The organism is Mesorhizobium sp. B2-6-2 (assembly GCF_006440615.1).
Lineage (GTDB): Bacteria > Pseudomonadota > Alphaproteobacteria > Rhizobiales > Rhizobiaceae > Mesorhizobium.
In genome coordinates, this window is sequence record NZ_VFUG01000001.1 from 512,970 (window position 1) to 537,028 (window position 24,059).

The 24,059-nt window shown below is 63.4% G+C and carries 22 protein-coding genes; 15 read left to right on the forward strand and 7 right to left on the reverse strand.

Annotated elements, in window-relative coordinates; translation table 11 throughout:
- Nucleotides 1-348 precede the first annotated feature (348 nt).
- Nucleotides 349-621 (forward strand): exopolysaccharide production repressor exox, encoded by a 273-nt coding sequence (locus FJ419_RS02590; RefSeq protein ID WP_140544959.1) that lies wholly within the window; start codon nucleotides 349-351, stop codon nucleotides 619-621.
- Here FJ419_RS02590 and FJ419_RS02595 read toward each other — a convergent pair.
- The 6 genes from FJ419_RS02595 to FJ419_RS02620 form a co-directional block, all read right to left on the reverse strand.
- Nucleotides 595-2,490, reverse strand: a complete 1,896-nt coding sequence (locus FJ419_RS02595; protein WP_140687246.1) for an ABC transporter ATP-binding protein — start codon at nucleotides 2,488-2,490, stop codon at nucleotides 595-597. The genes FJ419_RS02590 and FJ419_RS02595 overlap by 27 nt on opposite strands.
- An 8-nt stretch (nucleotides 2,491-2,498) precedes the next feature.
- Nucleotides 2,499-3,473, reverse strand: a complete 975-nt coding sequence (locus FJ419_RS02600; protein WP_140687248.1) for a serine kinase — start codon at nucleotides 3,471-3,473, stop codon at nucleotides 2,499-2,501.
- Nucleotides 3,470-5,380 carry a lasso peptide isopeptide bond-forming cyclase gene (locus tag FJ419_RS02605; RefSeq protein ID WP_140687250.1) on the reverse strand — a complete coding sequence of 637 codons (1,911 nt, stop codon included), beginning with the start codon at nucleotides 5,378-5,380 and terminating at the stop codon, nucleotides 3,470-3,472. The genes FJ419_RS02600 and FJ419_RS02605 overlap by 4 nt, the downstream gene beginning before the upstream one ends.
- A gap of 3 nt (nucleotides 5,381-5,383) precedes the next feature.
- A complete protein-coding gene (locus tag FJ419_RS02610; RefSeq protein WP_140687252.1) occupies nucleotides 5,384-5,800 on the reverse strand; it encodes a lasso peptide biosynthesis B2 protein in 417 nt (138 codons plus the stop codon).
- The gene (locus FJ419_RS02615) at nucleotides 5,784-6,083 is read right to left on the reverse strand and encodes a PqqD family protein (protein ID WP_140687254.1); all 300 of its coding nucleotides are present in this window, start codon (nucleotides 6,081-6,083) and stop codon (nucleotides 5,784-5,786) included. Before FJ419_RS02615 ends, FJ419_RS02610 begins: the two co-directional genes overlap by 17 nt.
- Before the next feature lie 157 nt (nucleotides 6,084-6,240).
- The gene (locus FJ419_RS02620) at nucleotides 6,241-6,393 is read right to left on the reverse strand and encodes a lasso RiPP family leader peptide-containing protein (protein WP_095769314.1); all 153 of its coding nucleotides are present in this window, start codon (nucleotides 6,391-6,393) and stop codon (nucleotides 6,241-6,243) included.
- A 501-nt stretch (nucleotides 6,394-6,894) separates the two neighbouring features.
- Here FJ419_RS02620 and FJ419_RS02625 point away from each other — a divergent pair.
- The 9 genes from FJ419_RS02625 (at nucleotide 6,895) to FJ419_RS02665 (ending at nucleotide 17,409) form a co-directional block, all read left to right on the forward strand.
- A complete protein-coding gene (locus FJ419_RS02625) occupies nucleotides 6,895-8,157 on the forward strand; it encodes a nucleotidyltransferase family protein (protein ID WP_140687256.1) in 1,263 nt (420 codons plus the stop codon).
- A 10-nt stretch (nucleotides 8,158-8,167) separates the two neighbouring features.
- Nucleotides 8,168-9,190, forward strand: a complete 1,023-nt coding sequence (locus FJ419_RS02630) for a glycosyltransferase family 2 protein (RefSeq protein WP_246679105.1) — start codon at nucleotides 8,168-8,170, stop codon at nucleotides 9,188-9,190.
- 122 nt (nucleotides 9,191-9,312) lie between these two features.
- Nucleotides 9,313-9,690, forward strand: coding sequence for a hypothetical protein (locus FJ419_RS02635; RefSeq protein ID WP_140628896.1), 378 nt, complete (start codon nucleotides 9,313-9,315; stop codon nucleotides 9,688-9,690).
- A 138-nt stretch (nucleotides 9,691-9,828) separates the two neighbouring features.
- Nucleotides 9,829-10,713: a family 16 glycosylhydrolase gene (locus FJ419_RS02640; protein ID WP_140687260.1), complete on the forward strand. Its 885-nt coding sequence runs from the start codon at nucleotides 9,829-9,831 to the stop codon at nucleotides 10,711-10,713.
- Between the two features lie 129 nt (nucleotides 10,714-10,842).
- Nucleotides 10,843-12,174, forward strand: a complete 1,332-nt coding sequence (locus FJ419_RS02645; RefSeq protein ID WP_140628899.1) for a UDP-glucose/GDP-mannose dehydrogenase family protein — start codon at nucleotides 10,843-10,845, stop codon at nucleotides 12,172-12,174.
- 88 nt (nucleotides 12,175-12,262) lie between these two features.
- Nucleotides 12,263-13,483 carry a glycosyltransferase family A protein gene (locus FJ419_RS02650; RefSeq protein WP_181170583.1) on the forward strand — a complete coding sequence of 407 codons (1,221 nt, stop codon included), beginning with the start codon at nucleotides 12,263-12,265 and terminating at the stop codon, nucleotides 13,481-13,483.
- Between the two features lie 49 nt (nucleotides 13,484-13,532).
- Nucleotides 13,533-14,612 carry a glycosyltransferase gene (locus FJ419_RS02655; protein ID WP_140687265.1) on the forward strand — a complete coding sequence of 360 codons (1,080 nt, stop codon included), beginning with the start codon at nucleotides 13,533-13,535 and terminating at the stop codon, nucleotides 14,610-14,612.
- A 215-nt stretch (nucleotides 14,613-14,827) separates the two neighbouring features.
- Entirely contained in the window at nucleotides 14,828-15,946 is a 1,119-nt protein-coding gene (locus FJ419_RS02660; RefSeq protein ID WP_246679106.1) for a glycosyltransferase, read from the forward strand.
- Entirely contained in the window at nucleotides 15,943-17,409 is a 1,467-nt protein-coding gene (locus tag FJ419_RS02665; RefSeq protein ID WP_140687269.1) for a lipopolysaccharide biosynthesis protein, read from the forward strand. Before FJ419_RS02660 ends, FJ419_RS02665 begins: the two co-directional genes overlap by 4 nt.
- Here FJ419_RS02665 and FJ419_RS02670 read toward each other — a convergent pair.
- Complete coding sequence (locus FJ419_RS02670; RefSeq protein ID WP_140687271.1) at nucleotides 17,311-18,681, reverse strand: polysaccharide pyruvyl transferase family protein; 1,371 nt, start codon at nucleotides 18,679-18,681, stop codon at nucleotides 17,311-17,313. The two genes, FJ419_RS02665 and FJ419_RS02670, sit on opposite strands and share 99 nt — an antisense overlap.
- A gap of 278 nt (nucleotides 18,682-18,959) precedes the next feature.
- Between FJ419_RS02670 and FJ419_RS02675 the strand changes: the two genes are divergently transcribed.
- From FJ419_RS02675 to galU, 5 genes are read left to right on the forward strand one after another with little or no spacing between them, the layout of a single operon-like run.
- Entirely contained in the window at nucleotides 18,960-20,132 is a 1,173-nt protein-coding gene (locus FJ419_RS02675) for a glycosyltransferase family 4 protein (protein WP_140687273.1), read from the forward strand.
- Nucleotides 20,132-21,142, forward strand: a complete 1,011-nt coding sequence (locus FJ419_RS02680) for a glycosyltransferase family 2 protein (protein WP_140687275.1) — start codon at nucleotides 20,132-20,134, stop codon at nucleotides 21,140-21,142. The genes FJ419_RS02675 and FJ419_RS02680 overlap by 1 nt, the downstream gene beginning before the upstream one ends.
- Nucleotides 21,142-22,080: a glycosyltransferase family 2 protein gene (locus tag FJ419_RS02685; protein WP_140687277.1), complete on the forward strand. Its 939-nt coding sequence runs from the start codon at nucleotides 21,142-21,144 to the stop codon at nucleotides 22,078-22,080. The genes FJ419_RS02680 and FJ419_RS02685 overlap by 1 nt, the downstream gene beginning before the upstream one ends.
- Nucleotides 22,070-23,056: a glycosyltransferase family 2 protein gene (locus FJ419_RS02690; protein WP_140687279.1), complete on the forward strand. Its 987-nt coding sequence runs from the start codon at nucleotides 22,070-22,072 to the stop codon at nucleotides 23,054-23,056. The genes FJ419_RS02685 and FJ419_RS02690 overlap by 11 nt, the downstream gene beginning before the upstream one ends.
- Nucleotides 23,057-23,084: 28 nt before the next feature.
- Nucleotides 23,085-23,981, forward strand: a complete 897-nt coding sequence (galU, locus tag FJ419_RS02695; protein ID WP_140687281.1) for a UTP--glucose-1-phosphate uridylyltransferase GalU — start codon at nucleotides 23,085-23,087, stop codon at nucleotides 23,979-23,981.
- The last annotated feature ends 78 nt before the right edge of the window (nucleotides 23,982-24,059 follow it).

The window sequence follows — 24,059 nt, forward strand, 5'->3', positions numbered from 1 at the left end:
AAGCACTCGCAATGGTAAGTTATTCACATAAAATACTAATCAAAGCCATGAGTTTGACTGAAGCGGCAGACGTCTCATTGAATAGCTATCGGAGCCAGAGTGTGCGGCGCAGCATGGCAGAGTCGATCTCGTAAAATCGTTGGAAACCATATCTGCACGGCCTTGCTCCGGCAGGCCGGCCTTAATAGAGTCGCAAATTGTTCCTGTCATAGTCTGCATGGGTAAGGAAGGTCGGAAGCAACCGGCCGGATTGGGCAGCCAGAAAGAGCTCTTTGGCGCAACGGGGAGTTACGCGGGTGGGTAAGTCGCAGCTTCTGCATGCTCGTCTCGGTTGAGAGGGCGGCGGTCATGTCTTTGCCGAAATTCATCGTCGGAATGATCTTCGCGCTCGCGATCGTCATCGGCTGGTCCTATTTCGATGGCGCGTCGGCGGGAACCATCCTGCTTCGCACTATCGTCTGCGCCGTCATTATCCAGGCTGGCTATTTCCTTCTGGTCTTTGCCATGATCGGGGGAGCCACGCCGACATCGGCCGACAAGACCCGCGAGGCGGACCGCGGCCCGATCCTGAGCAAGGTCGCCGAAGGCGAAAAGCTAAGCGCCAGACGCAGCCTCCACTGAACGTTCGACCGGCGCGGAGGTCAGCCCGGCCGCGATCGGTGGCGCGCTTTCGCGCTCCGCCTGCTCGCCGGACAGCATCCTCGCAAGCCGGCTGCCGGCTTTCGCCTTCAACCGCCGATATTGTCCGACCTCGACGATGCGTCCGTTCTCGATGGCCACGACCCAGTCGGCGAAGGCGATCATCGACGGCCGGTGCGCGATGGTCAAAATCGTCATCCGGCCGCGCAGCGCCTCGATCGATTGCGCGATCAGCGACTGATTCTGCCAATCGAGCGCGCTTGTCGCCTCGTCGAGGATGAGCAGCGAGGGCTTGCGCAGCAGCGCACGCGCCAGTGCGATGCGCTGCCGCTCGCCGCCGGAAAGGCGGACGCCGCGGTCGCCCACCACCGTATCGAGCCGCGAGTCCAGCCGCTCCACGAAATCGGCCGCATGGGCGTTTCGCAGGGCCGCCCACAATTCTTCGTCGCTGGCCTCAGGCGCCGCAAGACGCAGATTGGCGGCGATCGTGTCGTGCAGCAGGAACACATCCTGCGGCACATAGGCGACCTGATCGCGCCAGGCCCTGCGATTCTGCGCCGTAATCTCCACGCCGTCGGCCAGAATACGTCCCTGGGTGGGTTCAAGCAGCCCAAGCAGCATGTCGGCGATCGTGCTCTTGCCCGAACCCGAAGGGCCGATCAGCGCCGTCACCTTGCCGGCCGGCAGACCGAAGGTGATGTCGCTGACCACCGGTTTGCCGTCGCTCTCGCCATAGGCGAACGCCACATCGCGGATGTTGAGGCCCGTCTCAAGCGCCAGTTTTGCGCCTTGTTCGTTCACGTTCTCTTCCGGCTCGCGCTCGGCATCGAAGCGAGCCTGGAGGCTTTGCATCGAAGCATAGGCCGGCAGGTTGATCAGCACCTGTTGGGTCTGAAGCTGCATGTCCATGAAGCGCGGCGCGACCCGCATGAAGACGAGCAGCAGCACGACGATCTCGGCCAGCGACAGGTGAAAGCGAACCAGCGCGATATAGATGAAGAGGCTCAGCCCGATCACGCTCGTAACCTGGAACAGAGCGGTGCCGAGCGAGCTGTTGCGGACGAAGGCGATGTTGTCGGCCTTCATCCTGTCCAGCGTCGCGCCGAGCTCGGCAAAATAGCTTGCCTCGACATTCAGGCTCTTGGCGACCTTGATGCCGCCGAGGAACTCGGAGACCGTGCGGTATTGGTCCTGGCGATTGCCGGTCAGCGTGCGGCCATAGGCGCTGGCGCGCGCCCGGAACGGCTGCAGCGCAACCAGCAGCACCAGACCGACAAGGATGGCGAAGCACGTCATCACCGGCGAGATGAACAGCGAGACAATGAGATAGCCGGCCAGGAGCAGTGTGGCTTGGGTCAGCATCAGCAGCGAGAAGGCCGCAACCTGCACCCGGTCGACGTCGCCGTTCAGCGCATGGTCCAGATCGGAGCTGCGGATGCGGGTGAAAACGCCCCAGCGCGCCTTGCCGACGCTCTCGAACAGGTTCATGCGCACGCGGTTGACGAAGTCATAGAGCAACCGCGCCATGTAGACCGACTTGAAGCGGTTGAACATCGCTTGCAGCGCCACCAGCGCGACGAGCAGTGAGAGCACGCTCGCGAGCGACAGCATTCCGCCGGGCACCAGCCGATGCAAGGCCTCCGGCACCCGCACCGCATAGTCCTGGTCGGGCTTGCCGATCAGGCGCAGCAGCGGAACGAGCAGCAGGATCGAAATGCCTTCGGTGAGGCTCCCCAGGATCAGGAAGGCAAGCGCCGTCGCCGTGCGCCGTCCGCCGACATGCGCCACCATGGCGCCGAAACCGGCGACATCGCGCAGAAGCGACAGGCGAAACTTCGAGGACCAGCCCATACCCTGGCTCACCTTGTTCCGGACGCCAGGTCGGTTTCGATCGCGGCGACAGCTTCGTCGAGCCTGGCGAGTCCGGCCGGCACTTCGAGGCGGTTGACGCCGATCAGCCCGGCGATCTCAGCGCATTGGCTGAGATGCGTGGCGGCGAGATCGCCGGTCAACGCCTGCCGGCCGAAGCGCGTGATGTATGAGAATTTGATGATCGCCGGCAGCGCGGCGACACCGGCAAGCTGCGAGATCGCCGCGCGTTCGCCGCGCTCGAGCACATAGATGCGCGATACCGGCACCGCCTCAGTGGCAAATCCGTCGTGCAGCCGATGCTGCGCCTTGTCGATTTGCGGATGCACCTGCGGGCGCACTTCCGCCTGCTCGAGGTGAATGGCGCCGGCCGCGTCCGCGGCCAGCTTGAGCTGCGGAAATCCGGGCAGGATCATCGGTCGTCCAGGGTCGGACAAATCCAGCGCGACGACGTCGTCGGTGAGCAGTCGATGGCCGGCGCGGATCATCGCGCCCGCCGTCGTCGACTTGCCGGCGCCCTTGTCGCCCATGAAGATCACGCTCTTGCCGCCGACGGCAATGGCGCTGGCATGCAGGACGAGCAGCCCGCGCCGATGCAGGGCAAGAGCCATCACCGGCCCGAGCAGCGGAAAGGCAAGCAGCGGGTCGTCGATCCCCGGCGCCGGATCGACATCGATCCGGTTGGCGCCGCTGATCATGAAGGTGCCGACCGCCTGCCAGGAAAGATATTGGCGCGTCGCGTCGAAACGAAAGGCCGTGGCGCCATGCGATGCGCCGTCGAGAAAGGCGATCTGCCCGACCGCGATCTCCAGGTCCGGTGTCGCCGGCGCCGTCGGCGTCAGTTCCGGCAAGGCCACGTCCGAGCTGACGATCAGCCCGTAGGCCTTGTAGAAATGGCGGACACGTCCCGCCATTGTCCCGGTGGCGGGCCCCGGGCGCGCAAGGGAAGCGATCGGAAGATTCATGCGGGGCTTCCTTGGACTTGCCGCAGCCACAGCGACAGCGAAACCGAGCGCCAGACATGCTGGACTTCGGGCAGCGTTGCCTGCTCGGGCTGGCTGAGCACGCGCTCATAGACGGCGTTCACTTCAGCCAGATTGACATAGGGCGCGATCCGCTCGCCGTCCGATATCAGCAGCCTGTCCAGAAGCTCGCGGTGGTTGCCGAGCATGCCCTTGACCAGGTTGGCGGTGAAATCGATCTTGTCGCGCCGCCATTGCACGGCCGGCGGCAGAATGCCTTGCATCGCCCGGCGCAGCACGTGGCGGCCAAACCCGTCCCTGAGCTTTTCCTCGCCGGGCAGCGCCAGGCAGAACTCGACGAGCGGTTTGTCCCAGAACGGATAGCGGGGCTCGACGCCGGAATTGGCGGCGGCCTTGTCGAGCACTTCGAAGGCGTGCGGCACCAGCCCGGTGGACAGCAGCCAGCGATGCGTCAGCGCTTCGCTGGCGCTCACGGCGGCGGGCATGTAGCCGCTGCGATGAAAGCGCTCGGCAAGATCGGTGCGCCTGGCAAGGTCCGGATTGACCAGGCCCGCCCAGGCGCGCGGCGCCGATGCCGGCCTCTGCCGCACCTTGCCGACAAGGCGTCTAGCCATCGATCTCATCCGGGCGATCCGCCAGGCCGGTCCATAAATGGTCAGGAACTTGAAATAGAGGGAGAACATGCCCTCGCCATAGGTGTTGGCGGCGCCGTGCAATTCGCGCCACAGCTCGAGCCAACGGCCGGCATTGGCGAGTTCATGAAGGTGCCCATGGCCCTGCGAGACGACCTCGTCGCCGCCATGCCCATCGAGAAGCACCTTGACGCCCTTTGCGCCCGCGGTGCGGTAAAGGTCGCGGGTCAATGACAGACCGGGCGCCAGGAACGTGCCTTCCTGTTCCTCCAGGATGCGCTCGAACTCGGCGAAGGGCGCGTAATTGCTCACCGCAATCAGCGTGGCATCGAGCGGATTGTCGTCGAGCACCGCATCGATGAACGGCTGCTCGTCCATCGACGATCCCTTGTCGAAGACCAGCGAGAAAGTCTTGAGCTTCGGGTTTCGCTTAGCCGCCGCGCGAAGACCGGCAACGCAAGCGATCGAGGAGGAATCGAGCCCGCCGCTCAGCATCGCGCCGACGGCCGGCGTGCCGCGCATCCTGTTCTCCACCGATTGCGCGAAGAGATGCCGGAATTCCTCGGCCGCGTCCGGGTGCGGCGGCCGCTGCGAAGGCTCGATCTGCCAGTAGCGCTGCAGCACTACCCGGCGGTCGGCGACCGTCATGCTGTGCCGCGCCGGCAGGCGGAAGATCTCGGCGTAGGGCGTGGCCTGCGGATCGTCCGTCAAGCCGGCGAGGAAGCCGGAAATCTGGTGTTCGCTGAGCCGCCTGCCGACGCCGTCCAGCGCCAGGATCGGCCCCATCTCCGAGGCGAAGGCGAAGCGCCTGCCGGTCGAATGATAGTAGAAAGGTTTGACGCCGAAATGATCGCGCGCGCAAAACAGCGCCCGGCGCTCGCCATCCCATATGGCGAAGGCGAAATCGCCCTGCAGATAGGTCGGGCAGGCCTCGCCCCATTTAAGATAGGCGCGCATGATGAGCACCGCGTCGGCGACCGACCGGTCCCGCATGCCGAGCCGCGCCAGAAGCTCGTCGCGATTGTCCAGCCGGCAGTCGGCGGTGATGGCGAGCTTGCCGCCGGCCATCGTCAGCGGCCCGGGCCCGTCCTCGCCGGTCGTGTCGAGCCAGGCGTGGCCGAGCGCGACGCTGCCGTCCGCCCACCATGAGCTGCCGTCGCGGGCGCGGTGGCGCATGCGCGAAAGCATCTCTTGGATATCGCCGGCCGCGGCGGGCCGGCTGTTGTCGCTGAGCACGATTCCAGCGACGCCGCTCATCGCTCACGACCCATGGTCGACCAGATGGGCAAATCCTTTGATCGAGCCGCCAAGCACGATGTGGTTGCCGCTCATCAGCCAGGCATGCGCCTTGAGCTCGCTGCCAGTCCCTTGCTCGATGCCGATGCTGATTTTCGAGGCGCTGCCCTGGCGGGCGAGCAGATATTGTCCGGCCAGCGCTTGGGTCAGGCAGCTGGCGCCCGGCACGAGCCGCGCCGCGGCGGCAACGCCCCATGCGACACGCCGCAGGTCGGCGACGCTGGCGTCGCGTCTGGCGTGCAGTCCCGTCACCAGCCTACGGACACGGTTATAGGAGGACAGCGTCAGCGCGAGCCGCACAACGCTCACCACCGTCAGGCAGCGCGCCAGAAACAGCATTTCCCGGGCGCTCAGCGAGCGGAGCCTAGACCAGTTCCTCATTGTAGAGCCTCGCAAGCCCTGCTTCGCTCAGCCCCTTGAGCAAGCCCTCGACATCGGCCCTGCAGCGTTCGGCATCGACATTGTAGCGCGCAAGCACGGCGCTGCGGATATCGAGCATCGATCGCGGCTCCTGGATCTGCTCCCAGATGAAGGCACCGACGCCGTTCAGGCTGTAATAGACATTGGATTTGAGGTGGAGCAGCGCCAGTCCGGCGCCGAATTCACAAGCCACCGCCTCGTTCGTCGCGACGACGCGGTCATGGTCCGAAGGGTTCCAGTGCATCCTAAAACCTCGTTGCTGGCCCGTCGCGCCCTATGGCTTCCACCGGGATCGGTTGCCTGCGACCCTCGGCAGGAATCCGGGGGACAAAAGCCCCCCGGCTCACCTGTTGGAGAGCATCCGGAGCCCCAACTCAGACACCCGGATACCTGTCTGAGTTTTAAGAGAAAGTCAGCTCGCCGACCGGCGTGTGCGCGGGAAAGCTCGCGTCGAGCGCCGTCGTGCCCGCACCGCCCTGCGTGATAGTTTCAATCGAACCGTGAACCGTCAGGCTGGGGGTTTCATACTCATGCTTTTCAACATTCTGTTCCATTGTACTCTCCAATTAAGGACTGGAAGCGGCTGCAGAATGCCGCCAACATATCGCTATGCTGCAGCGCAATTGCTGCATGGCAACATCCATGAGTCAAGCTTGATTTACCAAGCATTAATCAATTCTTGGTTGCGCTCGCATCCGTTGTTGATCAAGGCGTAGGCAGCGTCATCCTAAACTTCACCCATCCAGGAATTCAACCGCAGGTCCATACTGTTTAGGTAACCATTTGATTTATCAGCGATAATTTCTCAGGCAAAAAAGACATATCGCAATTGCGAAGAAATTGCCTCAAAAAATCGCCATTTTCCGGCCAGCCGGGACGCCCCTGGAATTGTCTTCAAAAGTGATTGAACGCATAGCGATTTTTAAACGCTGGGGTTGCGGTCAGGAGGCGACCTCAGCCGCTTTTAGCGTGATCGCACCAATTTTTCCGATGCTTTTCTTCGCAGTTGCAGTATAACCCCTTTGGGCGGCATTTTGCGGAGAACGACATCGGGCATGGCGGTGCAGGATGGCTCCTATGAAAGGCTGCGCGCCGCCGGCTGCGCCGACGAAGTCGCTTATGTGCAGGCCTGCCTGAGGCTGTTTTTCGCGCCACGAGCCAATATCACGGATGGCCGGGTCGATGTGCCCGCGCCGACGGTGTCGGCCGCCCCGAACACCGCGACCCCAATTTCGGCAACCCCAATTTCGGCAACCCCAGTTTCGGCCACCAATGTCGCCGACGTCGCCAGGCTGAACAAGGTCGCCGTGTTCCTGCTCAAGGCGCTCGCGCCGGCGCCCACGGATGCCGCGCCTGCGGAATTGCCTGGCTGGCTCGACAGCTACCGCCGGCGAACCATGTCGATGAACGTCGCTTGCATCGGCGATTCGATGGCCATCGCTCGTGTGCTGCGCGACAGGCAGGTCGATTTCGTCTTCCTCAAGGGGCCGCTCCAGCAGCATCTGCTTTATGGCGACCATTTCATGAAGCCATCCGGCGACGTCGACATACTGGTTTCGCCGACCGGTTTCGCCAAGGCCCGCGATGCGTTGCGCACGATGGGCTATGAGGTTGCCGGCAAGTCGCGCTCGGTCTGGTGGGTGCGCTTCCTCGGTGAGCAGCATATGGTGCGCGAAGACGGCGCGAGGGCCTCGACGGTCGACCTCCACCACCGGCTGCAGCAGCCGGGTTCGCCCAGCCCGCGCGACACCGACGGCTTCCTGCGCCGCAAGCGCGAAGTCGAGGTGGCCGGCGCCGCCATGCCGATCATCTCGGCGGCCGACACCTTGCTTTTGTCCTCGATCAGCGTCGCCAAGGCCTTTTTCAACCGCGAGCCCTGCGCCGGCTATGTCTGCGACGTCAGGGCCAGCGCCAGCCGCCTGAGCGAAGCCGAGCAGCGGAGGGTGCTCGACCACGCCGCCGAACAGGGCCTGGCGGATACGCTGCTCTTGGGATTGCGCGCCGCCGACGTGCTGCTCGGCGGCGACGGCACGCTGCTTTCGGATCGCGCCACCCGCATGCTGGCCCGCATCGACAACGCCGACCTCTTCCACATGGTAATGGCGCCGTGGCTCGCGTCCCTGCGCTGGCCGCAGCGCCGCCATGTGCTGTGGGAACTCTGCGGCCGCGAGCCGGTCCGCTACCTAGCCGAAGCCGGCTGGGCGGCCTCCGCCGACCTCAGCCGGCGCATCTTCGAGCGCCCGGCCACGGCCGAGCCGGCGCGGAGCGAAGTGATCAGAATCGTGGGCGGGGCGGCCAATCATGCAAGCGAAAGGTGAGCCCATGCCCGTGACGACGCCCACAACGACCTCCGGGGTCTGCGTCATCATCGCCGCGCGCAATGCGGCGCGCACCATTCCCGGCGCCATCGCCTCGGCGCTGCGCGAGGCCGAAGTCGCCGAAGTCGTCGTGATCGACGACGCCTCCACCGACGACACCAAGGATGTGGCTTTGGCCGCCGACGACGGCAGCGGCCGGCTTGCCGTCATCCGTTTCGACGTCAATCGCGGTCCTTCCGCCGCGCGCAACGCCGCTATCCAGGCCTCCAAATCGCCCTTCATCAGCATTCTCGACGCCGACGATTTCTTCCTCGAAGGCCGCTTCCGCCGGCTTTTCGCCAGCGCCGACTGGGATTTCGCCGCCGACAACATCATGCTGATCCGCGACGATGCCGCGACCGACCTCGCCAAGGTCGCCGCCCCGCCTTTCGCGGCCGAGCCTGAATTTCTCGATTTCGAGCGCTTCATCGACGGCAACATCTCGCGCCGCCGTGTGCGGCGCGGCGAGCTCGGTTTCCTCAAGCCGGTGATCAGCCGGGCTTTCCTCGAGCGGCATGGGTTGAGCTACGATGAGAACCTCAGGCTTGGCGAGGACTACGAGCTCTACGCGCGCGCTGTCGCTTACGGGGCTCGGTTCAAGATCATCAAATCTTGCGGCTATGGGGCGATCGTGCGCGCCGATTCGCTGAGCGGCCGCCACAGGACGCAGGATTTGAAGCGTCTTGCCGATGCCGATCTGGCGCTGCTCCAGATAGACAGCCTTCCGGAGCGCTCAAAGGCCGCGTTGCGGCGCCATGAGCGCCATGTCCGCGACAAATACCGGCTGCGCAACTTTCTTGACGTGAAAGCCGAGCGTGGGCTGGCATCGGCCGCGGCCTACGCTTTCGCAAGCCAGTCGAATCTGATCCCGATCGTGCGCGGCGTTGCCACCGACAAGCTCGACGCGCTGTTCCGCCGCACCGGGATTGTTGCGCCGCAGCAGATGCCGCCGACGCGCTTCCTGATGGCGGCAACCAGCGCCGCAAGCGGGTGATCCGCATTGTCCCGGAAGCCGCCGTCCCTCAAAAAATCGCATTCCGGAAACTATGATGTTGCCTAGTCGCTGCTGGAATGGCACTCTATGTTGCAATGCAGCAATTTCGAAAGGCCGATAGGATGGCTTCGATTTTTAGCTTCAGATCCCGGGATCCGGCTCGCGACCGGCAGACCGATCTCCAGCGTTTCGACCGGCTGGCGAAGCTGTTCGATCAGATCGCGGCCGAGATCGAGGCGGAGAAAACCGGACTGGAGAATCGTTATAAGTCGACGGCTGCCAACGCCGCCTTTCTGGTCGAGGCGATGGAGAATGGTTCGGCGTCGGCCAGCAAGGGATCGGATGTCGCCGCGATGACCAAGTCGATCCTGAACTGCGAGCGGCGCATTGCGGAGCTCGCTCGCCAGAAAGGCCTGGTGAAGGAACTGCGCCATTCGCTCGACGCGATCGTCGAGGATGGTGCCGACCGGTCTGCTGCGCAGGCGACGGCAAGAGGCTGACGGCGCGTCAGGCGCCGTCATCGGCACGAGACGTTACAGGACACTAGAGGAGTTCACAGGGCGGAAGATCGGAAGCGGCTCGCTCATGCGAACCGAGGATGACTTTGGGTTGGGCGGACAACACAAGGTGAGTTTGTTATGAACGCAGATCCGGACAACACCTCCACCGAGGCGGCTTGCGCGATGTCGCAGGCGCCAGGGAGCGGATTAACCAGCCTGAGGCTCGGCGTGGTCGGCGCCCTGTTTGCGGTCGTTGCGGCCCTTGCGGCGGGCCCGCAACCCGCGCATGCGCAAGCGGCGCAGCAAGAGCTGCAAAGCGCGCCGTCCTTCGTCGATGATTTCTCGAATTTCAGCCAGTCCCGCTGGTTCGTCTCGGACGGCTGGACCAATGGCGCCCACCAGAACTGCACGTGGTCGAAAGATCTCGTGCGGCTTTCCGACGGCGTGCTTTCGTTGGGCTTCGAAAAGCGCAAGCTGAAGGACCGCGAGTTCGCCTGCGCCGAGATCCAGACCAAGCAGCGCTACGGCTACGGCGTCTATGAGGCACGGATGAAGACCGGCACCGGCTCCGGCCTCAACGCCGCCTTCTTCTCCTATATCGGCCCGCAGGACAAACAGCCTTGGGACGAGATCGACTTCGAGGTCCTCACCAAGGATCCGTCGAAGGTGCAGGTCAACAGCTATATCCAGGGCAAGCCGAAGAACGGCAAGCTTGTCGATGTCGAAGGCGGCGCCGATAAGGGCTTCAACGATTATGGCTTCGTCTGGGAGAAGGACCGGCTGCGCTGGTACGTCAACGGCAAGCTCGTCCATGAGGTGACCAACCCCGACGAGTTGCCGAAGCATTCACAGAAAATCTTCTTCAGCCTCTGGGGCAGCGACAAGCTGACCAACTGGATGGGCGCCTTTGTCGATCCCGGCAGCAAGGTGACCATGGAGGTCAAGCGGGTCGCTTTCACCGCTTTGGGCCAGCCATGCCAATTTCCGGAATCGCTGGCATGCAGCATAAGCAATTCCAACTAGGCATGATCGCCAAAGTGGAACCGATTTTGGGATAGGATCATGCCGAACCAACTGGGCCGTTGGGCCTGAGGGACATCTGAACCGGCCGGACCGCTTTTGCGGCCCGGCCTTTGACAGGAATAGAACCAAATGAATTTGACGGTGTTTGGGATTGGCTATGTCGGTCTCGTCCAGGCCGCTGTGCTGGCAGAGGTCGGCCATGAGGTGGTGTGCGTCGATATCGACGAGAAGAAGGTGGAGCGGCTCAACCAGGGCTTGGTCCCGATTTTCGAACCGGGCCTGGAGGCCCTCGTCAGGGAAAACCACGCGGCCGGCCGCATCCGCTTCACCACCGACGCGGCAGCGGCGGTCAGGCATGGCCAGATCCAGATGATCGCGGTCGGCACGCCGCCCGGCGAGGATGGCTCGGCCGATCTGAAATATGTGCTGGCCGTCGCCGAGACCATCGGCCGTGAGATGGACAGCGCCAAGATCGTCGTCGGCAAGTCGACCGTGCCGGTCGGCACGTGCGAGAAGGTGAAGGCCAGGATCGCCGAAACGCTGAAGAAGCGCGGCCGCGAGGATCTCGCCTTCGACGTCGCCTCGAACCCCGAATTCCTCAAGGAAGGCTCGGCGGTCGCCGATTGCATGAAGCCGGACCGCATCATCGTCGGCACCTCCAGCGAGGACACCGAGATGGTGATGCGCGAGCTCTACGCGCCGTTCAACCGCAACCACGAGAAGATGATCGTGATGGACGTGCGCAGCGCCGAATTCACCAAATACGCCGCCAACTGCATGCTGGCGACCAAGATCAGCTTCATGAACGAGATGGCCAATCTGGCCGAGCAGCTGGGCGCCGACATCGAGGAGGTGCGCAAGGGCATCGGCTCGGATCCGCGCATCGGCTACCACTTCATCTATCCCGGCCTCGGCTATGGCGGCTCGTGCTTCCCCAAGGATGTGCGCGCGCTGATCAAGACCGCCGAGGGCGTCAAGTTCGACGCCAAATTGCTGCGCGCCGTCGAGGAGCGCAACAATGCGCAAAAGTCGGTCCTGTTCGACAAGGTCAACCACTATTTCAAGGGCGCGCTCAGGGACAAGACCTTCGCCGTCTGGGGGCTGGCCTTCAAGCCCAACACCGACGACATGCGCGAGGCGCCGGCGCGCACGCTGATGGAAGCGTTGTGGGCGGCCGGCGCCAAGGTGCAGGCCTACGATCCCGAGGCGATGCAGGAGTGCCAGGCGATCTACGGCCTGCGCGAGGATCTGCTTTTGTGCGGCACCAAGGAAGCGGCGCTGCGCGGCGCCGACGCGCTTTTGATCTGCACCGAATGGAAGAGCTTCCGCGCGCCGTCCTTCGATGCGCTCAAGGACGCGCTGACCACGCCGGTCATCTTCGACGGCCGCAATCTCTACGATCCCAAGGTGATCGCGCGCTACGGCATCGAATACTTCTCGATCGGCAGGATGGCGGCATGACTGCTGATTGCCTCAAGGACAATGGCCGTCGCCATGGCTGTGGACTCATGCCGGCGAACGGGGCATCGGCAACAGTATGAGGTCATCAATGGCTGCGCAGCGCAAACCGACGGTCACCGTCATCGTCCCCACCTTCAACCGGCAAAAATTCCTGCCCGAATCCATCGGCAGCCTGCTGCGGCAGACCGTGGTGCCGGATCAGATCCTGATCGTGGACGACGGCTCGACGGACGATACCGGCGCGGTGGCGGCCTCTTTCCCGGCGCCGGTGGAATACTACCGCAAGGAGAATGGCGGGAAATCGACGGCGTTGAATTTTGCCCTGAAGCGCTGCACAGGAGATTTCGTCTGGATATTCGATGACGACGACGTCGCGCACCCGACGGCGCTTGAGCGGTTTCTCGCCGCCTTCGAGCGCGAGCCGGCCGCCGATTTTGCATTCGGCGAGTATGCGCGTTTCCAGCGTTCGGCCCAGATCGAGGAGCAGGATTACGAGATCGTCGCCTTCGGCCATGTCAGCCAGGACAATTTCTTCCCGTCGCATCTCGAATATTGCCACGTCCACCAGCCGGGTCTCCTGGTGCGCCGCCGATGCTACGACGAGGTGGGTGGTTTCAACGAGACCCTGGTCCGGTCGCAGGACTACGAGATGATGTTGAGGCTTGCGCGCCGGTTCAAGGGCGTCAGGGTCGACGGCTTGATGTTCTTCCAGCGCCAGCACGACATGGTCCGCGGCAGCACCAAGGTGGTCATTTCCTACACCGACCGGATCAAGGCCTGGGGCGCGTACGACCGGGCGATCATGGAGGAGGTCTACAAGTCGGTCGATCTGCATGAGTATCTGGATCGCTCGGAGCAGGCCTTGCCGAAGACCGCCGATCTCGAGATGCAGGCGCTGCTGCAGCGGTCGAGCATCATGGCCAGGAAGGGTTTGTGGCATCACGCGGCCGAGGACATCCGCCGCTACGCCCTGCTTGCCGAACGAGCCGGAAAGACGTCGCTCAGCGACAAGGAACGCGCCATCGTGCGGCGTACGTTCGAAGCCTACGATACAGGTTTGGCATCCGCCCCGGCCGACGAATTCGTCTCGGCGGTGAAGGCATGGAGGTCGGGACCGCTGAAGGCCGACATCGTCAGGGAATACATGCATTCCTTCCCGCATTATCTGGCGCGGGACCTGAAGGCGGGAAAGGTGATCCCGGCTTCGAAATTGTTGCGGGAGTATTCGGCGCTGTCGCTTTCCGCTTCGCTCGGCCGGCTGTGTCGGGCGATGACGTCGAAGCTTCCCTTGGCGCGCGGCGCAAGCTGATGAGCCGTGGCTTGCGGATACTCGCCCGGGCCGAATTAGGAGCAGAACGATGAAAGTGCTTTTTGCAAGCGGCAACGGGTACATTCCCGAGTTCACCGGCGGCGTACAATCCAATACGCATCACCTGGTCGAACAGCTGATCGAGCACGGCCATCAGGCGTCGGTCCTCGCCTCGCTGTTCGGCGACGGCATGTTCGGCCTCAAGGCGCGCGCCAAGATGAAGCTGTTGCGGCAGCCCGCGGTCGTCGACAATTTCCCCGGCTATCCGGTGATGCGCGCCTGGTTCCCCTGGGAGGCGGCCGGCTTCGCCGTCGAGAAGACCCAACCGGACGTCGCGGTCGTGCAGTGCCACAAATCCGTCCTGCTCGGAAAGGCGCTTCTTGCCGAAGGCGTGCCGCTGGTCGTTTATCTGCACAATGTCGAATTTCACGAGCTTGCCGGCGATCCGCGCGAACTCAATTCGGCTTTGTACATCGCCAATTCGGAATTCACCGCGCGCACCTACAAGGAACAATTCGGCATCGAGTCCACCGTTCTTCCGCCGACCATCAACGACGCGCTCTACTGCACGCATACGACCGGCGAATTCGTCACCATGATCAATCCCTATGAAGAGAAGGGGTTCGATCTGGCGGTGAGGATTGCGGCCGCCTGTCCGGAGATCCCGTTCCTGTTCGTGGAAAGCTGGAAACTGGAGGACGAGCATCGTGCCCGCATCGAAAAGACCATCGCGCCGCTCTCGAATGTCACGCTGGAAAACCGCACCGACGACATGAAGACGGTCTATGGCCGCACCAGGATCCTGCTTGCCCCGAGCAAATGGGAGGAAGCCTGGGGCCGCGTCGCGTCCGAGGCGCATTGCAGCGGCATCCCGGTCGTCGGATCGAGGCGCGGCGGCCTGCCCGAAGCCATCGGTCCCGGCGGCGTGGTGCTCGACTACGACGCCCCGCTTACCGACTGGGCGTCGGCGGTGACGCGCCTGTGGAATGATCGCCAGGAATACGAACGGCTTTCGGCCTCGGCTCTGGCCTTCTCCAAGCGCCCGGAGCTCGATCCCGCGCGGCAACTGGTGGTGTTTCTCGATCTGCTGGAAAGAGCGGCTCGGCAGGGCGTCCGCCACGCTGCGTAGCTTGCAAGCAAGGGAGATGGACCGATTTGCTGCACCGCACCAAAAATGTTGCGATGCGGCAAAACCTGCAATAGGTTGCGCCGACAGGAGTCAAAGTTCATGCCGCATGCGTCAGGCCCTGCCGGCGAGATTTCCAGCCTGATCTGGGCGAGAACATCCTGCCGATGAGGATTTGTTTCGTAGTCGATAAATTTCCCACTTTGTCCGAGACATTCGTGCTCGATCAGATTGCCGGATGCCTTGAAAGAGGAATGAAAGTCAGCGTCGTCTGCAACGAGATGGCTTTTGGCAAGGATAGCAATGTGGACGATGCACGTTGGCAGACATTGCCCGGACCTGTCGTTTCCTGGTGGGGTGGCCTGAATCGCTACCGCTCACTGCTCCGGAAATGGTCCGGCAGATTTTGGGACAAGCTTTCGACCTTCATCGACCTGGCCAACGCACAAAAGCTGCGAAACGTCGATGTGATCGTGGCGCATTTTGGCCATAACGGCCTGCGCGTCGCCCGCGTCATGAAGCGGCGCAGGATTTCCGCGCCTTTGGTGACCATATTCCATGGCACCGATGTCGGCAGGCCGTTGCATGACGGCACCCTGGACCAGTACAGGCCCGTTTTCGAAAAAGGGGCTCTCCAGCTCCCTGTGAACGCATTCTTCCGTCAGGCCCTGGTCGATGCCGGTGCCGCGCCGGCACAAGTCGCGGTTCACCATATGGGCATTCGCCCAAGCGAGATCGAATATCGCTGGCGTTCCTGGCAGGGGCGTACGTTGTCTTTCATCTCGGTCTGCCGGCTGACCGAGAAAAAGGGGACCGAATATGCGCTTCGCGCCCTCGCTTGCCTGCCGCACCGCGACTGGACCTATTCGGTGATCGGCGGCGGGGAATTGTTGGAGGCATTGAAGCTTACCGCCGTCGACCTCGGTATTGCCGACAGGGTGACCTTCCTCGGACCGCGTCCGCACGGCGAGGTGAAGCAGCGCCTGCGCGACGCCCATGTCTTCCTTCTGCCAAGCGTCGCCGGGCGAGACGGCGATCTGGAAGGAATACCGGTTGCGCTCATGGAGGCGATGGCCGGCGGCCTGATCGCTGTCAGCACCTACCATTCGGGGATTCCGGAGCTGATCGAGGATCGCAAGACTGGCTTCCTCGTGCCCGAACGGGACGTCGCCGCGCTTGCCGGCAAACTCACCTGGATCGCCGAGAACCCGGGCCTGTGCGAGCCGATAGCGCTTGCCGCTCGAAGGAAGGTCGAGGCGGATTTCAATGCTGATACCTTGAATGAACGCTTTGCGCAGATCGTCGCGCGGCTAGCGGAGACCGGATCCGTCACATGAATGCCAATCCGCCGCCCCCGCAATTTGGTCGCGTTGCCTTGCGCGGCGGGCTGGTCACGGCCGGCGCGCAAGGCTTCAAGATAGCGATCCAGTTTCTTTCGGTCGTCATCCTTGCCCGGCTGCTCGTCCCCGAGGATTTCGGCCTGGTGGCTTCCGTGGGACCGATCGTGGCCTTCGTCGGCCTGCTTCAGGATCTGGGCCTCCAGCAGGCGGTCATCCAGCGCAAGGAGATCGATCAACGGCAACTCAACCAAGTCTTCTGGCTGAGCGCGGTTGTCGGCCTGTGCGCCGGCGCGGTCGTGGCTTGCCTGGCCCCCGCCATTGCCGCTTTCTACGGCGATCAGCGGATGTGGGGGATAACACTTGCTTCCGCTGTGCCGCTGCTTTTTGGCAGTCTTGCCGCAGTGCCGCTTGCCCTGATGAACCGCCATCTGCAATTTGGCCAGCTTGCGCTCAACGACGCAATCACCGCGGCCGTGGGGCTGCTCGCTACCGCAACCGCGGCGTATTTAGGATTTGGCTATTGGTCTCTGGTTTTGGGTCCGGCTGTGTCGGCTATCGTAGCGCTGGTTGCCGGCTGGTTGGTGACGCGCTGGACACCGTCTTGGCCGAATCTCAAGGTCGACGCCGACATATTCAGGTTCGGGGCGAACCTCACGGGCTTCAACCTTGTCAATTTTCTGTCCCGCAACCTCGACAACATCCTCATCGGAAAATATTCCGGCGCGGTCGAGCTGGGCTACTATGATCGCGCCTACAAGCTTCTGCTCTTTCCGCTGCAGAACATCAACCAGCCGCTGACGCGTATCATGGTGCCGCTGCTCAGCCGCATCCATGAGGACAAGCAGCGATTTCGAGACATCTATGTCCGGACAAACTGGCTGCTGGCCGTTATCACCATGCCCGGCATTGCCACCTTGACACTGACTTCGGAGCAGGTGGTCAGGCTTCTCTTCGGCGAGCGTTGGATGGCCGTGGCGCCGATTTTCGCCTGGCTGGGCATCGCCGGCCTGATGCAGTCGGTATCGAGCACCACGGGGTGGATATTCATCTGCCAGGGCAAGACGAAGACGATGTTTCATTGGGGCATCTATTCGTCTTTGACGACCGTCGCCTCCTTCATCGTCGGCCTGCATTGGGGCGCCATCGGCGTCGCGGCTGCCTATGCCATCAGCGGTTACGTGCTGCGTATCCCGGTGCTTGCCGCCCTGATCCATCGTGTCGGCCCGGTGACCGCCGGCGATTTTCTGGGCATACAGGGGCTCTTCATCGTCTCGTCCCTGCTCGCCTGGCTCTCGTATCTGTCGCTGCCGGCGTTGCTGACCGATCAGTCGGACCTGCTCACGATCCTTGTGGCGGTTGTCCTAAACTACGGGTTCGCCTTGGCCCTCATGCTTGCTGTTCCGCAGTCGCGCAAGGCGTTGTTCGCCACTCTTGCCAACGTCGCCAGCAACATTGGGTAAGCGGTTGCCTATCAAGGAGGACAACGGCCTGGTTGCCGACATTGCCGACGCATGCTCTTCCAGCACGGCCTCAAGGCTTGCCCGGCGATAGTGGTCAAGACTGGCGATGAATCTGCCGAGTTTTTCGGCTGCTTCCGACGGCGTTACGGTATCGATGTCGAGCAGAAGGTCGTCGACGCCGATGCGCTTGGCGACTTCCTTGGTTTTGAATTCATAGGCGATCGGCAGCACCGGCGTGCCGACGCAAAGCGACATGATCATCATATGCATGCGCGTGGCGACGACGAAGTCGCAATCCTTCACCAGCGCCATCAGTTGGTCGGGCGTATGAAATGCGGCGTCGACGTTGACGTGTTCGGCGATTTCCGGGTCGAGTTCGGCCACGATCGCCCGCGCAGTCCTGGCGTCGTCATGGGCATATTCCGGCACACCCTGGCAGGTTGAGATGAAGGTCACCTCCTTGGCGTAGTCCCTGACAAGAATTGTGGCGATCTCCCGGATCGAATCGAGATAGCGTCGCATGCCATCCTCACCGTCGCTGACGAAGCTCCAGTGGCGGACGGAAATAGCGACACGGCCCGTTGGCGCCGGTGCGCTGCCGAGATGTTTCTTGATCCTGTCTGTATCAGCCAGGGCAAAGACGGCATCGGCGACCACATGGCATTTGCCCGGATCTTTCACCAGATCCAGTATGTGATTTCTGGATCGCTCGTCACGCAGCAGGATGAGCGGGGCCCGATCGAAGATCGGACCTAGCTCCTGGCGATTGTAGCTTTTGTTGAACGGGCCGAGCGATTGCGTGAAGAAGATCGGGTCCTTGCCCAAGATCGCATCGATGCGGAATTGATTGAGCCGCTTTTCAAGATCGTAGTTCTCGACGAGATAGGTTCCGCCTGTCGTCACCACCAGGTCGGCGCTCGCATAGGCCTCAAGGCCGTGGCGGTCGCTTCTGCTGAAGAAAACGCTGCTTGCGCCGTTTTGGGCAAAGCGGCGCAAGGCGCGCAAGACTCCCCGATTGTAGATCGACTTGAGCCGGCCCTTTATCCCGCCGCCATGCTGATCCCTGAACAGGGATTCCGACAGCAGCTTGTGGAATTCGAGATCCGGGTAATCTCTCTTCGGGTAAAGCCTGGCCGCGACGTCGGGCTGACTGTCGAAAACCAGGAACTGCACATCGCCGCCGACGATCGATCTGAGAATATGGCGGATAGCCAAAAGGATCGCGGCATCGCCAGTGTTCAGACACACCGTGTTTTCGATCACGACTTTCATGGGGAACCTCGTTTCGCGTTCGTGGCCAGGCCACGTCGGTTAAAACGGCATGTTTGCCGGAGTGCTGCCACGCGATCCGCGTCGCGATCTGGCGTGCTGCTCCGCGCTGAAGCCAACGCGAAATCCGGATCGACGCCAAGCAGGCTGAGAGTAGCTTATGATTTTTGCAGTGCAACAAAAAATGTCCGAGCGCTTGCTACGGCGCACCAAAATTGTTGCGATGCAGCAAAAGCTGTACTAGCATCCTCGATGGGTGGGCCCAACAGCGGTCGAGTTACATGCTGCATGTCTTGTACCTTGTGCATGACGTATCCGACCCGGCGGTGCGCCGGAGAATACAGATGCTCAAGGCAGGCGGCGCCGGGGTCACCCTGGCGGGCTTCCGCCGCACCACCAGCCCGGTCGCCGAGATCGAGGGCATCGAGCCTGTCGACCTTGGCGCGACGCGCGACGGCCGATTCGCGCAGCGCCTCACTGCGGTCGCCAAGGCAGCCATGTCGATCGGCGCGAAGCTGGGAGCCGTGCCCAAGCCCGATCTCATCATCGCGCGCAACCTCGAAATGCTGGCGCTGGCCCGCCGCGCCAACGGCGCGCTCGGGGCGAGCGTGCCGATCGTCTATGAATGCCTCGATATCCATCGTCTGGTGCTGCGCGACGACTTCGTCGGCAGGACGCTGCGTGGCGCCGAACGCCATCTCGCGCGCGACGTGAAGCTTCTGGTGACGAGCTCGCCGGCCTTCATCGCCAATTACTTCGAGCCTTTCGGGCAGATCGTCGCACCTGTCGAGCTGATCGAGAACAAATATTTCGAGGCAGCATCCGTTATCGCCGCGCATTCTGTCGAGGACGACAGCCCGTTGCCGCCGCCCTGGCGTATCGGCTGGTTCGGCGCGCTGCGCTGCTGCCGCTCGCTGGAGCTGCTGGCCGATTTCACCCGCCGGCAGGCGGGCCGTTTCGAAGTCGTGCTCAGGGGCCGTCCGGCGCTGTCCGAATTTCCGGACTTTCACGGTTTCGTCGAGGCCGAGCCGTGGCTTTCCTTCCGCGGCCCCTATCGCAATCCGGAGGACATGGCAGCCATCTACGGTGAGGTGCATTTCTCCTGGGCGATCGATTTTTTCGAGGCCGGCCAGAATTCCGAATGGCTGCTTCCCAACCGCCTCTACGAGGGCTGCCGCTTCGGCGCCGTGCCGATCTCCATGGCGGATACCGAAACCGGCAGGTTCCTGAAGCAGCGGGATATCGGCGTGCTTCTGCCCGAAGCGACGCCCGAAAGCCTCGAGGCGATGCTGAGCCGGATGGATCAAGATGAATATCGCGGCCTGAGGTCGCGCGTGTCGGCGCGCAATCCGAAGACCTGGAGCTACGACCGCAGCGACTGCGCGGCCTTCGTCGACAAGCTGCGCGGCCTCGCCGCCGTGCCTTCGGCTTTTGCGACACAGGCGGCCGCGTGATGGCGCAACAGGGCGAACAAAAACCGACGGCGCAGTCCACGATCCTGATCGTCATTCCCTGCCTCAACGAGGCCGCCCATATCGGCGGCCTGCTCGACCAATTGCGGCCCGCGGCGCCCCGGCTGGGCGGCCGCATCGTCGTCGCCGACGGCGGCAGCACCGACGGCACGCAAGCCATCGTCGAAAACGTCGTGGCGAAGGATCCCCGCGTCATCCTGCTCGCCAATCCGAAGCGCCTCCAGAGCGCCGCCATCAATCTCGCGGTGGCGGCCCTTGGCGAAGGGATCGACTACCTCATCCGCATCGACGCGCATGGCGGCTATCCGGACGACTACTGCGACCGGCTGGTCGGGGAGGCCCTTGCTACCGGCGCTGATTCGATCGTCGTTTCGATGCTGACTGCCGGCACCAGCGCCGTGCAGAAGGCGGTCGCGGCGGCGCAGAACTCCAAGCTCGGCACCGGCGGCTCGAAGCACCGGCACATGTCCGAAGGCGAATGGGTCGACCACGGCCATCACGCGCTGATGCGCATCGCCGCCTTCAGGCGTGTCGGCGGTTACGACGAGAGCTTCAGCCACAATGAGGACGCCGAGCTCGATTACCGCCTGCGTCAGGCCGGCTACCGCATCTGGATGAGCGGCAGGACGCAGATGGTCTATTATCCGCGCTCGACGCTGAAGAGCCTCTATTTCCAGTATCTCGGCTATGGCCGCGGTCGCGCCAGGAACGTCTTGAAGCACCGCATGGTGCCGAAGGTCCGGCAGATGATCCCGCTGCTGGTTGCGCCCGTGGTGCTGCTCGCCCTGTTTTCCTTCGTCCACTGGCTGGCGGCGGTGCCGTTCCTCTTATGGGCGGCGGTGTGCCTCGGCTACGGCCTGGTGACGGCGATACGCCAGCGCAACGCCGGCATAGCGCTGGCCGGAGTCTCGGCGATGGTCATGCATTTCGGCTGGTCGGCCGGTTTCTGGCAGCAGCTTTTGGCGTCTCGATTGCAGCGTAAGGTGGCGTGATGACCGGCCGCTCGATCGACATCTGCATCTGCACCTTCCGCCGTCCGGAACTGGCCGACACGCTGCGCTCCGTCGCGGCGCTGGAGAAGCCGGTGGGAGTCGAGATTGGCATCGTCGTTGCCGACAATGACGACGAGCCCAGCGCGCAGAAGCTGGTGAAGGCTTTGGCCGAGGAGCTGAAGCTGCCGATCCGCTATCGTCACGCGCCGGCGCGCAACATCTCGATTGCCCGCAACGCCTGTCTCGACGCCAGCGTGTCGGATTTCGTTGCCTTCATCGATGACGACGAGACGGCGTCGCCCGGCTGGCTGGTCGAATTGATGGCGGCGGCCGATGCCACGGGCGCTGCGGCGGTGCTCGGTCCGGTGCGGGCGCATTACCGCCCCGACGCGCCGGACTGGATGCAGAGGGGCGACTTCCATTCCACCTTGCCGGTCTGGGTGCGCGGCGAGATCCGTACAGGCTACACCTGCAACGTGTTGCTCAAAATGGCCGACGCGAGCCTGCGCGGCCGGCGCTTCAGCCTGGCGCGCGGCCAGACCGGCGGCGAGGACACTGAGTTTTTCGACGCCATGGTCAAGGCCGGCGGCCGCATCGCCTTCGCGCCGCAAGCCTTCGTCGACGAGGTCGTGCCGCGTGCCAGGGCCGCGTTCGACTGGCTGCGCCGCCGCCGCTTCCGCTTCGGCCAGACGCACGGCCACTTGATAGGACATGGCGCCGGCGGGTTGCGCCGCGCCGGCCAGGTCGGGCTCGCTTCGGCCAAGGCCGCCTACTGCTTCGGCATGGCTATTTTGACCGCCATCAGCCCGGTGCGGCGGAACCGCAGCGTGCTGCGCGGCATTATGCACGTTGGTGTCGTCAGCGGTTTGGTCGGCGTCCGTGAAATCCGCCAATACGGCCTCACGTCGCCAGAACAAGGGAACAAGCGTGCAGCCTGACGTCAGCTTCGTCATCGCCGCCTACAACGCCGAGGCGACTCTCGACCGCGCCATCGCCAGCGCGATCGCGCAACTCGGCGTGACCGTCGAGGTCATCGTCGTCGACGACCAGTCGAGCGACGGCACGCTGGATGTGGCGCGCGCTTATCCGCAAGACATCGTCAAGGTGGTGGCGCTGCCCGCCAATCGCGGTCCGGGCGGCGCCCGCAATGCCGGCCTTGACCTGGCGCGCGGCCGCTGGGTGGCGGTGCTTGATTCCGACGACGCGGTCCTTCCCGGTCGCCTGGCCGCGATGATCTCCCGCGCCGAAGCGGCGGTCGCCCAGATTGCGGTCGACAATGTGCAGGTCGTGCGCGAGGACGGCACGCCCGACGACACCATGTTCCCGGCCGGCTATCTCGAAGGCTTGCGCGAAATCTCGCTGGCCGACTATATCGCCGGCAATCTGGTCTTCGAATCGCGCTTCAATTTCGGCTATCTCAAGCCGATCTTCCAGCGCCGGTTCCTTGACGACAACAAGCTGCGCTACGACGAGAAGCTGCGCATCGGCGAGGACTACATTCTGCTCGCAAGCGCGCTGGCCAGCGGCGGCCGTTGCGTGGTCGAGCCGACCGTCGGTTATGCCTACCACATCCGCACCGGCTCGATCTCGCGCGTGCTCGAACTGCATCACGTCGAGGCGATGACGCGCGCCGATGCCGTGTTCGCGGCGGCATATCCCATGGACAGCGACGCAAAGGCGGCTTTCGCCAGGCGTGGCCGCAGCCTGCGCAAGGCGGCGTCGTTCCTGTCCCTGGTTCAGCACATCAAGGCACGCGCCCCGCTCAAGGCGATCGGCGCGGCGCTCAGGGATCCGGCCGCGATCGGGCATATGTCGATGCCGATCGCGGTCCGGCTCAGAAGGCTTGCGGCGCAAGTTCGCCGTGGGGGTGGGGAGATGAAGCATGCTGGCGATTTGATAGCCGGCGACAGGTAGAAATCTTTTCTCTCAGAAGGAAGAGCAGATGCAGAAAGTCAGGAAGGCAGTCATCCCGGTGGCGGGGCTCGGAACGCGGTTCCTGCCGGCGACCAAGTCGATGCCGAAGGAGATGCTGCCCGTCGTCGACAAGCCTGTCGTGCAATATGCCGTCGACGAGGCGTTCGAAGCCGGCATCGAGCACATCGTCTTCGTCACCGGCCGCAACAAGGCGGTCATCGAGGACTATTTCGACCTGCATCCTGAACTGATCGGCACGCTGGAGCAGACCGGCAAGAAGGCGCAGTTGCAGTCTCTGGAGAGCCTGCTGCCGGAGGCCGGCGCCACCTCCTTCATCCGCCAGCAGTCGCCGCAGGGCCTCGGCCACGCCGTATGGTGCGCGCGCGAGGTGATCGGCAACGAGCCTTTCGCGCTGCTGCTTCCCGACATGGTGTCCTTCGGCGCGCGCGGCTGCCTCGCCGAGACAGTCGATCTCTATCAGCGCACCGGCGGCAATGTGATCGCCGTCGAGCGCTGCGACCCGGCCGAGACCAGCAAATACGGCATTGTCGGCCGCGGCGCCGACGTGGCATCCGGCTTCGAAGTGACGGCGATGGTCGAAAAACCCGCGCCGGCCAATGCGCCGTCGAATTTCTACATCAACGGCCGCTACGTTCTGCAGCCGGAGATCTTTGCGCTGCTCGGCAATCAGCAGCGCGGCGCCGGCAACGAAATCCAGCTCACCGACGCAATGGTGCGCCTGGCTCAGAGCCAGCCTTTTTACGCCCAGCCTTTCGACGGCCGCATGTTCGACTGCGGCTCCAAGGAGGGCTTCATCGAGGCGACCATCGCCTTCGCCCTGGCGCGCGACGACATGGAGGGCCCTGTCTTCGAGATGCTGCAGCAATTTGTCCGGTCGCATGAGCGCCGGGAAGTAGCCGCATAATGCCCATCTTTCGGGTGCATATGCGGTTTCGCGATGGCGCGACAGCCACACCAGCGCCCGGGCCTTCCGGCCCGGCGC

What these genes read in the sequence shown, in the direction of transcription:
- FJ419_RS02685 (WP_140687277.1), top strand. Translation starts at nt 21,142, where the DNA reads ATGACCGGCCGCTCGATCGACATCTGCATCTGCACCTTCCGCCGTCCG.
- FJ419_RS02680 (WP_140687275.1), top strand. Translation starts at nt 20,132, where the DNA reads ATGGCGCAACAGGGCGAACAAAAACCGACGGCGCAGTCCACGATCCTG.
- FJ419_RS02615 (WP_140687254.1), bottom strand. Translation starts at nt 6,083, where the DNA reads ATGCACTGGAACCCTTCGGACCATGACCGCGTCGTCGCGACGAACGAG.
- FJ419_RS02610 (WP_140687252.1), bottom strand. Translation starts at nt 5,800, where the DNA reads ATGAGGAACTGGTCTAGGCTCCGCTCGCTGAGCGCCCGGGAAATGCTG.
- galU (WP_140687281.1), top strand. Translation starts at nt 23,085, where the DNA reads ATGCAGAAAGTCAGGAAGGCAGTCATCCCGGTGGCGGGGCTCGGAACG.
- FJ419_RS02670 (WP_140687271.1), bottom strand. Translation starts at nt 18,681, where the DNA reads ATGAAAGTCGTGATCGAAAACACGGTGTGTCTGAACACTGGCGATGCC.
- FJ419_RS02650 (WP_181170583.1), top strand. Translation starts at nt 12,263, where the DNA reads ATGGCTGCGCAGCGCAAACCGACGGTCACCGTCATCGTCCCCACCTTC.
- FJ419_RS02595 (WP_140687246.1), bottom strand. Translation starts at nt 2,490, where the DNA reads ATGGGCTGGTCCTCGAAGTTTCGCCTGTCGCTTCTGCGCGATGTCGCC.
- FJ419_RS02590 (WP_140544959.1), top strand. Translation starts at nt 349, where the DNA reads ATGTCTTTGCCGAAATTCATCGTCGGAATGATCTTCGCGCTCGCGATC.
- FJ419_RS02620 (WP_095769314.1), bottom strand. Translation starts at nt 6,393, where the DNA reads ATGGAACAGAATGTTGAAAAGCATGAGTATGAAACCCCCAGCCTGACG.
- FJ419_RS02600 (WP_140687248.1), bottom strand. Translation starts at nt 3,473, where the DNA reads ATGAATCTTCCGATCGCTTCCCTTGCGCGCCCGGGGCCCGCCACCGGG.
- FJ419_RS02675 (WP_140687273.1), top strand. Translation starts at nt 18,960, where the DNA reads ATGCTGCATGTCTTGTACCTTGTGCATGACGTATCCGACCCGGCGGTG.
- FJ419_RS02655 (WP_140687265.1), top strand. Translation starts at nt 13,533, where the DNA reads ATGAAAGTGCTTTTTGCAAGCGGCAACGGGTACATTCCCGAGTTCACC.
- FJ419_RS02665 (WP_140687269.1), top strand. Translation starts at nt 15,943, where the DNA reads ATGAATGCCAATCCGCCGCCCCCGCAATTTGGTCGCGTTGCCTTGCGC.
- FJ419_RS02635 (WP_140628896.1), top strand. Translation starts at nt 9,313, where the DNA reads ATGGCTTCGATTTTTAGCTTCAGATCCCGGGATCCGGCTCGCGACCGG.
- FJ419_RS02645 (WP_140628899.1), top strand. Translation starts at nt 10,843, where the DNA reads ATGAATTTGACGGTGTTTGGGATTGGCTATGTCGGTCTCGTCCAGGCC.
- FJ419_RS02640 (WP_140687260.1), top strand. Translation starts at nt 9,829, where the DNA reads ATGAACGCAGATCCGGACAACACCTCCACCGAGGCGGCTTGCGCGATG.
- FJ419_RS02605 (WP_140687250.1), bottom strand. Translation starts at nt 5,380, where the DNA reads ATGAGCGGCGTCGCTGGAATCGTGCTCAGCGACAACAGCCGGCCCGCC.
- FJ419_RS02625 (WP_140687256.1), top strand. Translation starts at nt 6,895, where the DNA reads ATGGCGGTGCAGGATGGCTCCTATGAAAGGCTGCGCGCCGCCGGCTGC.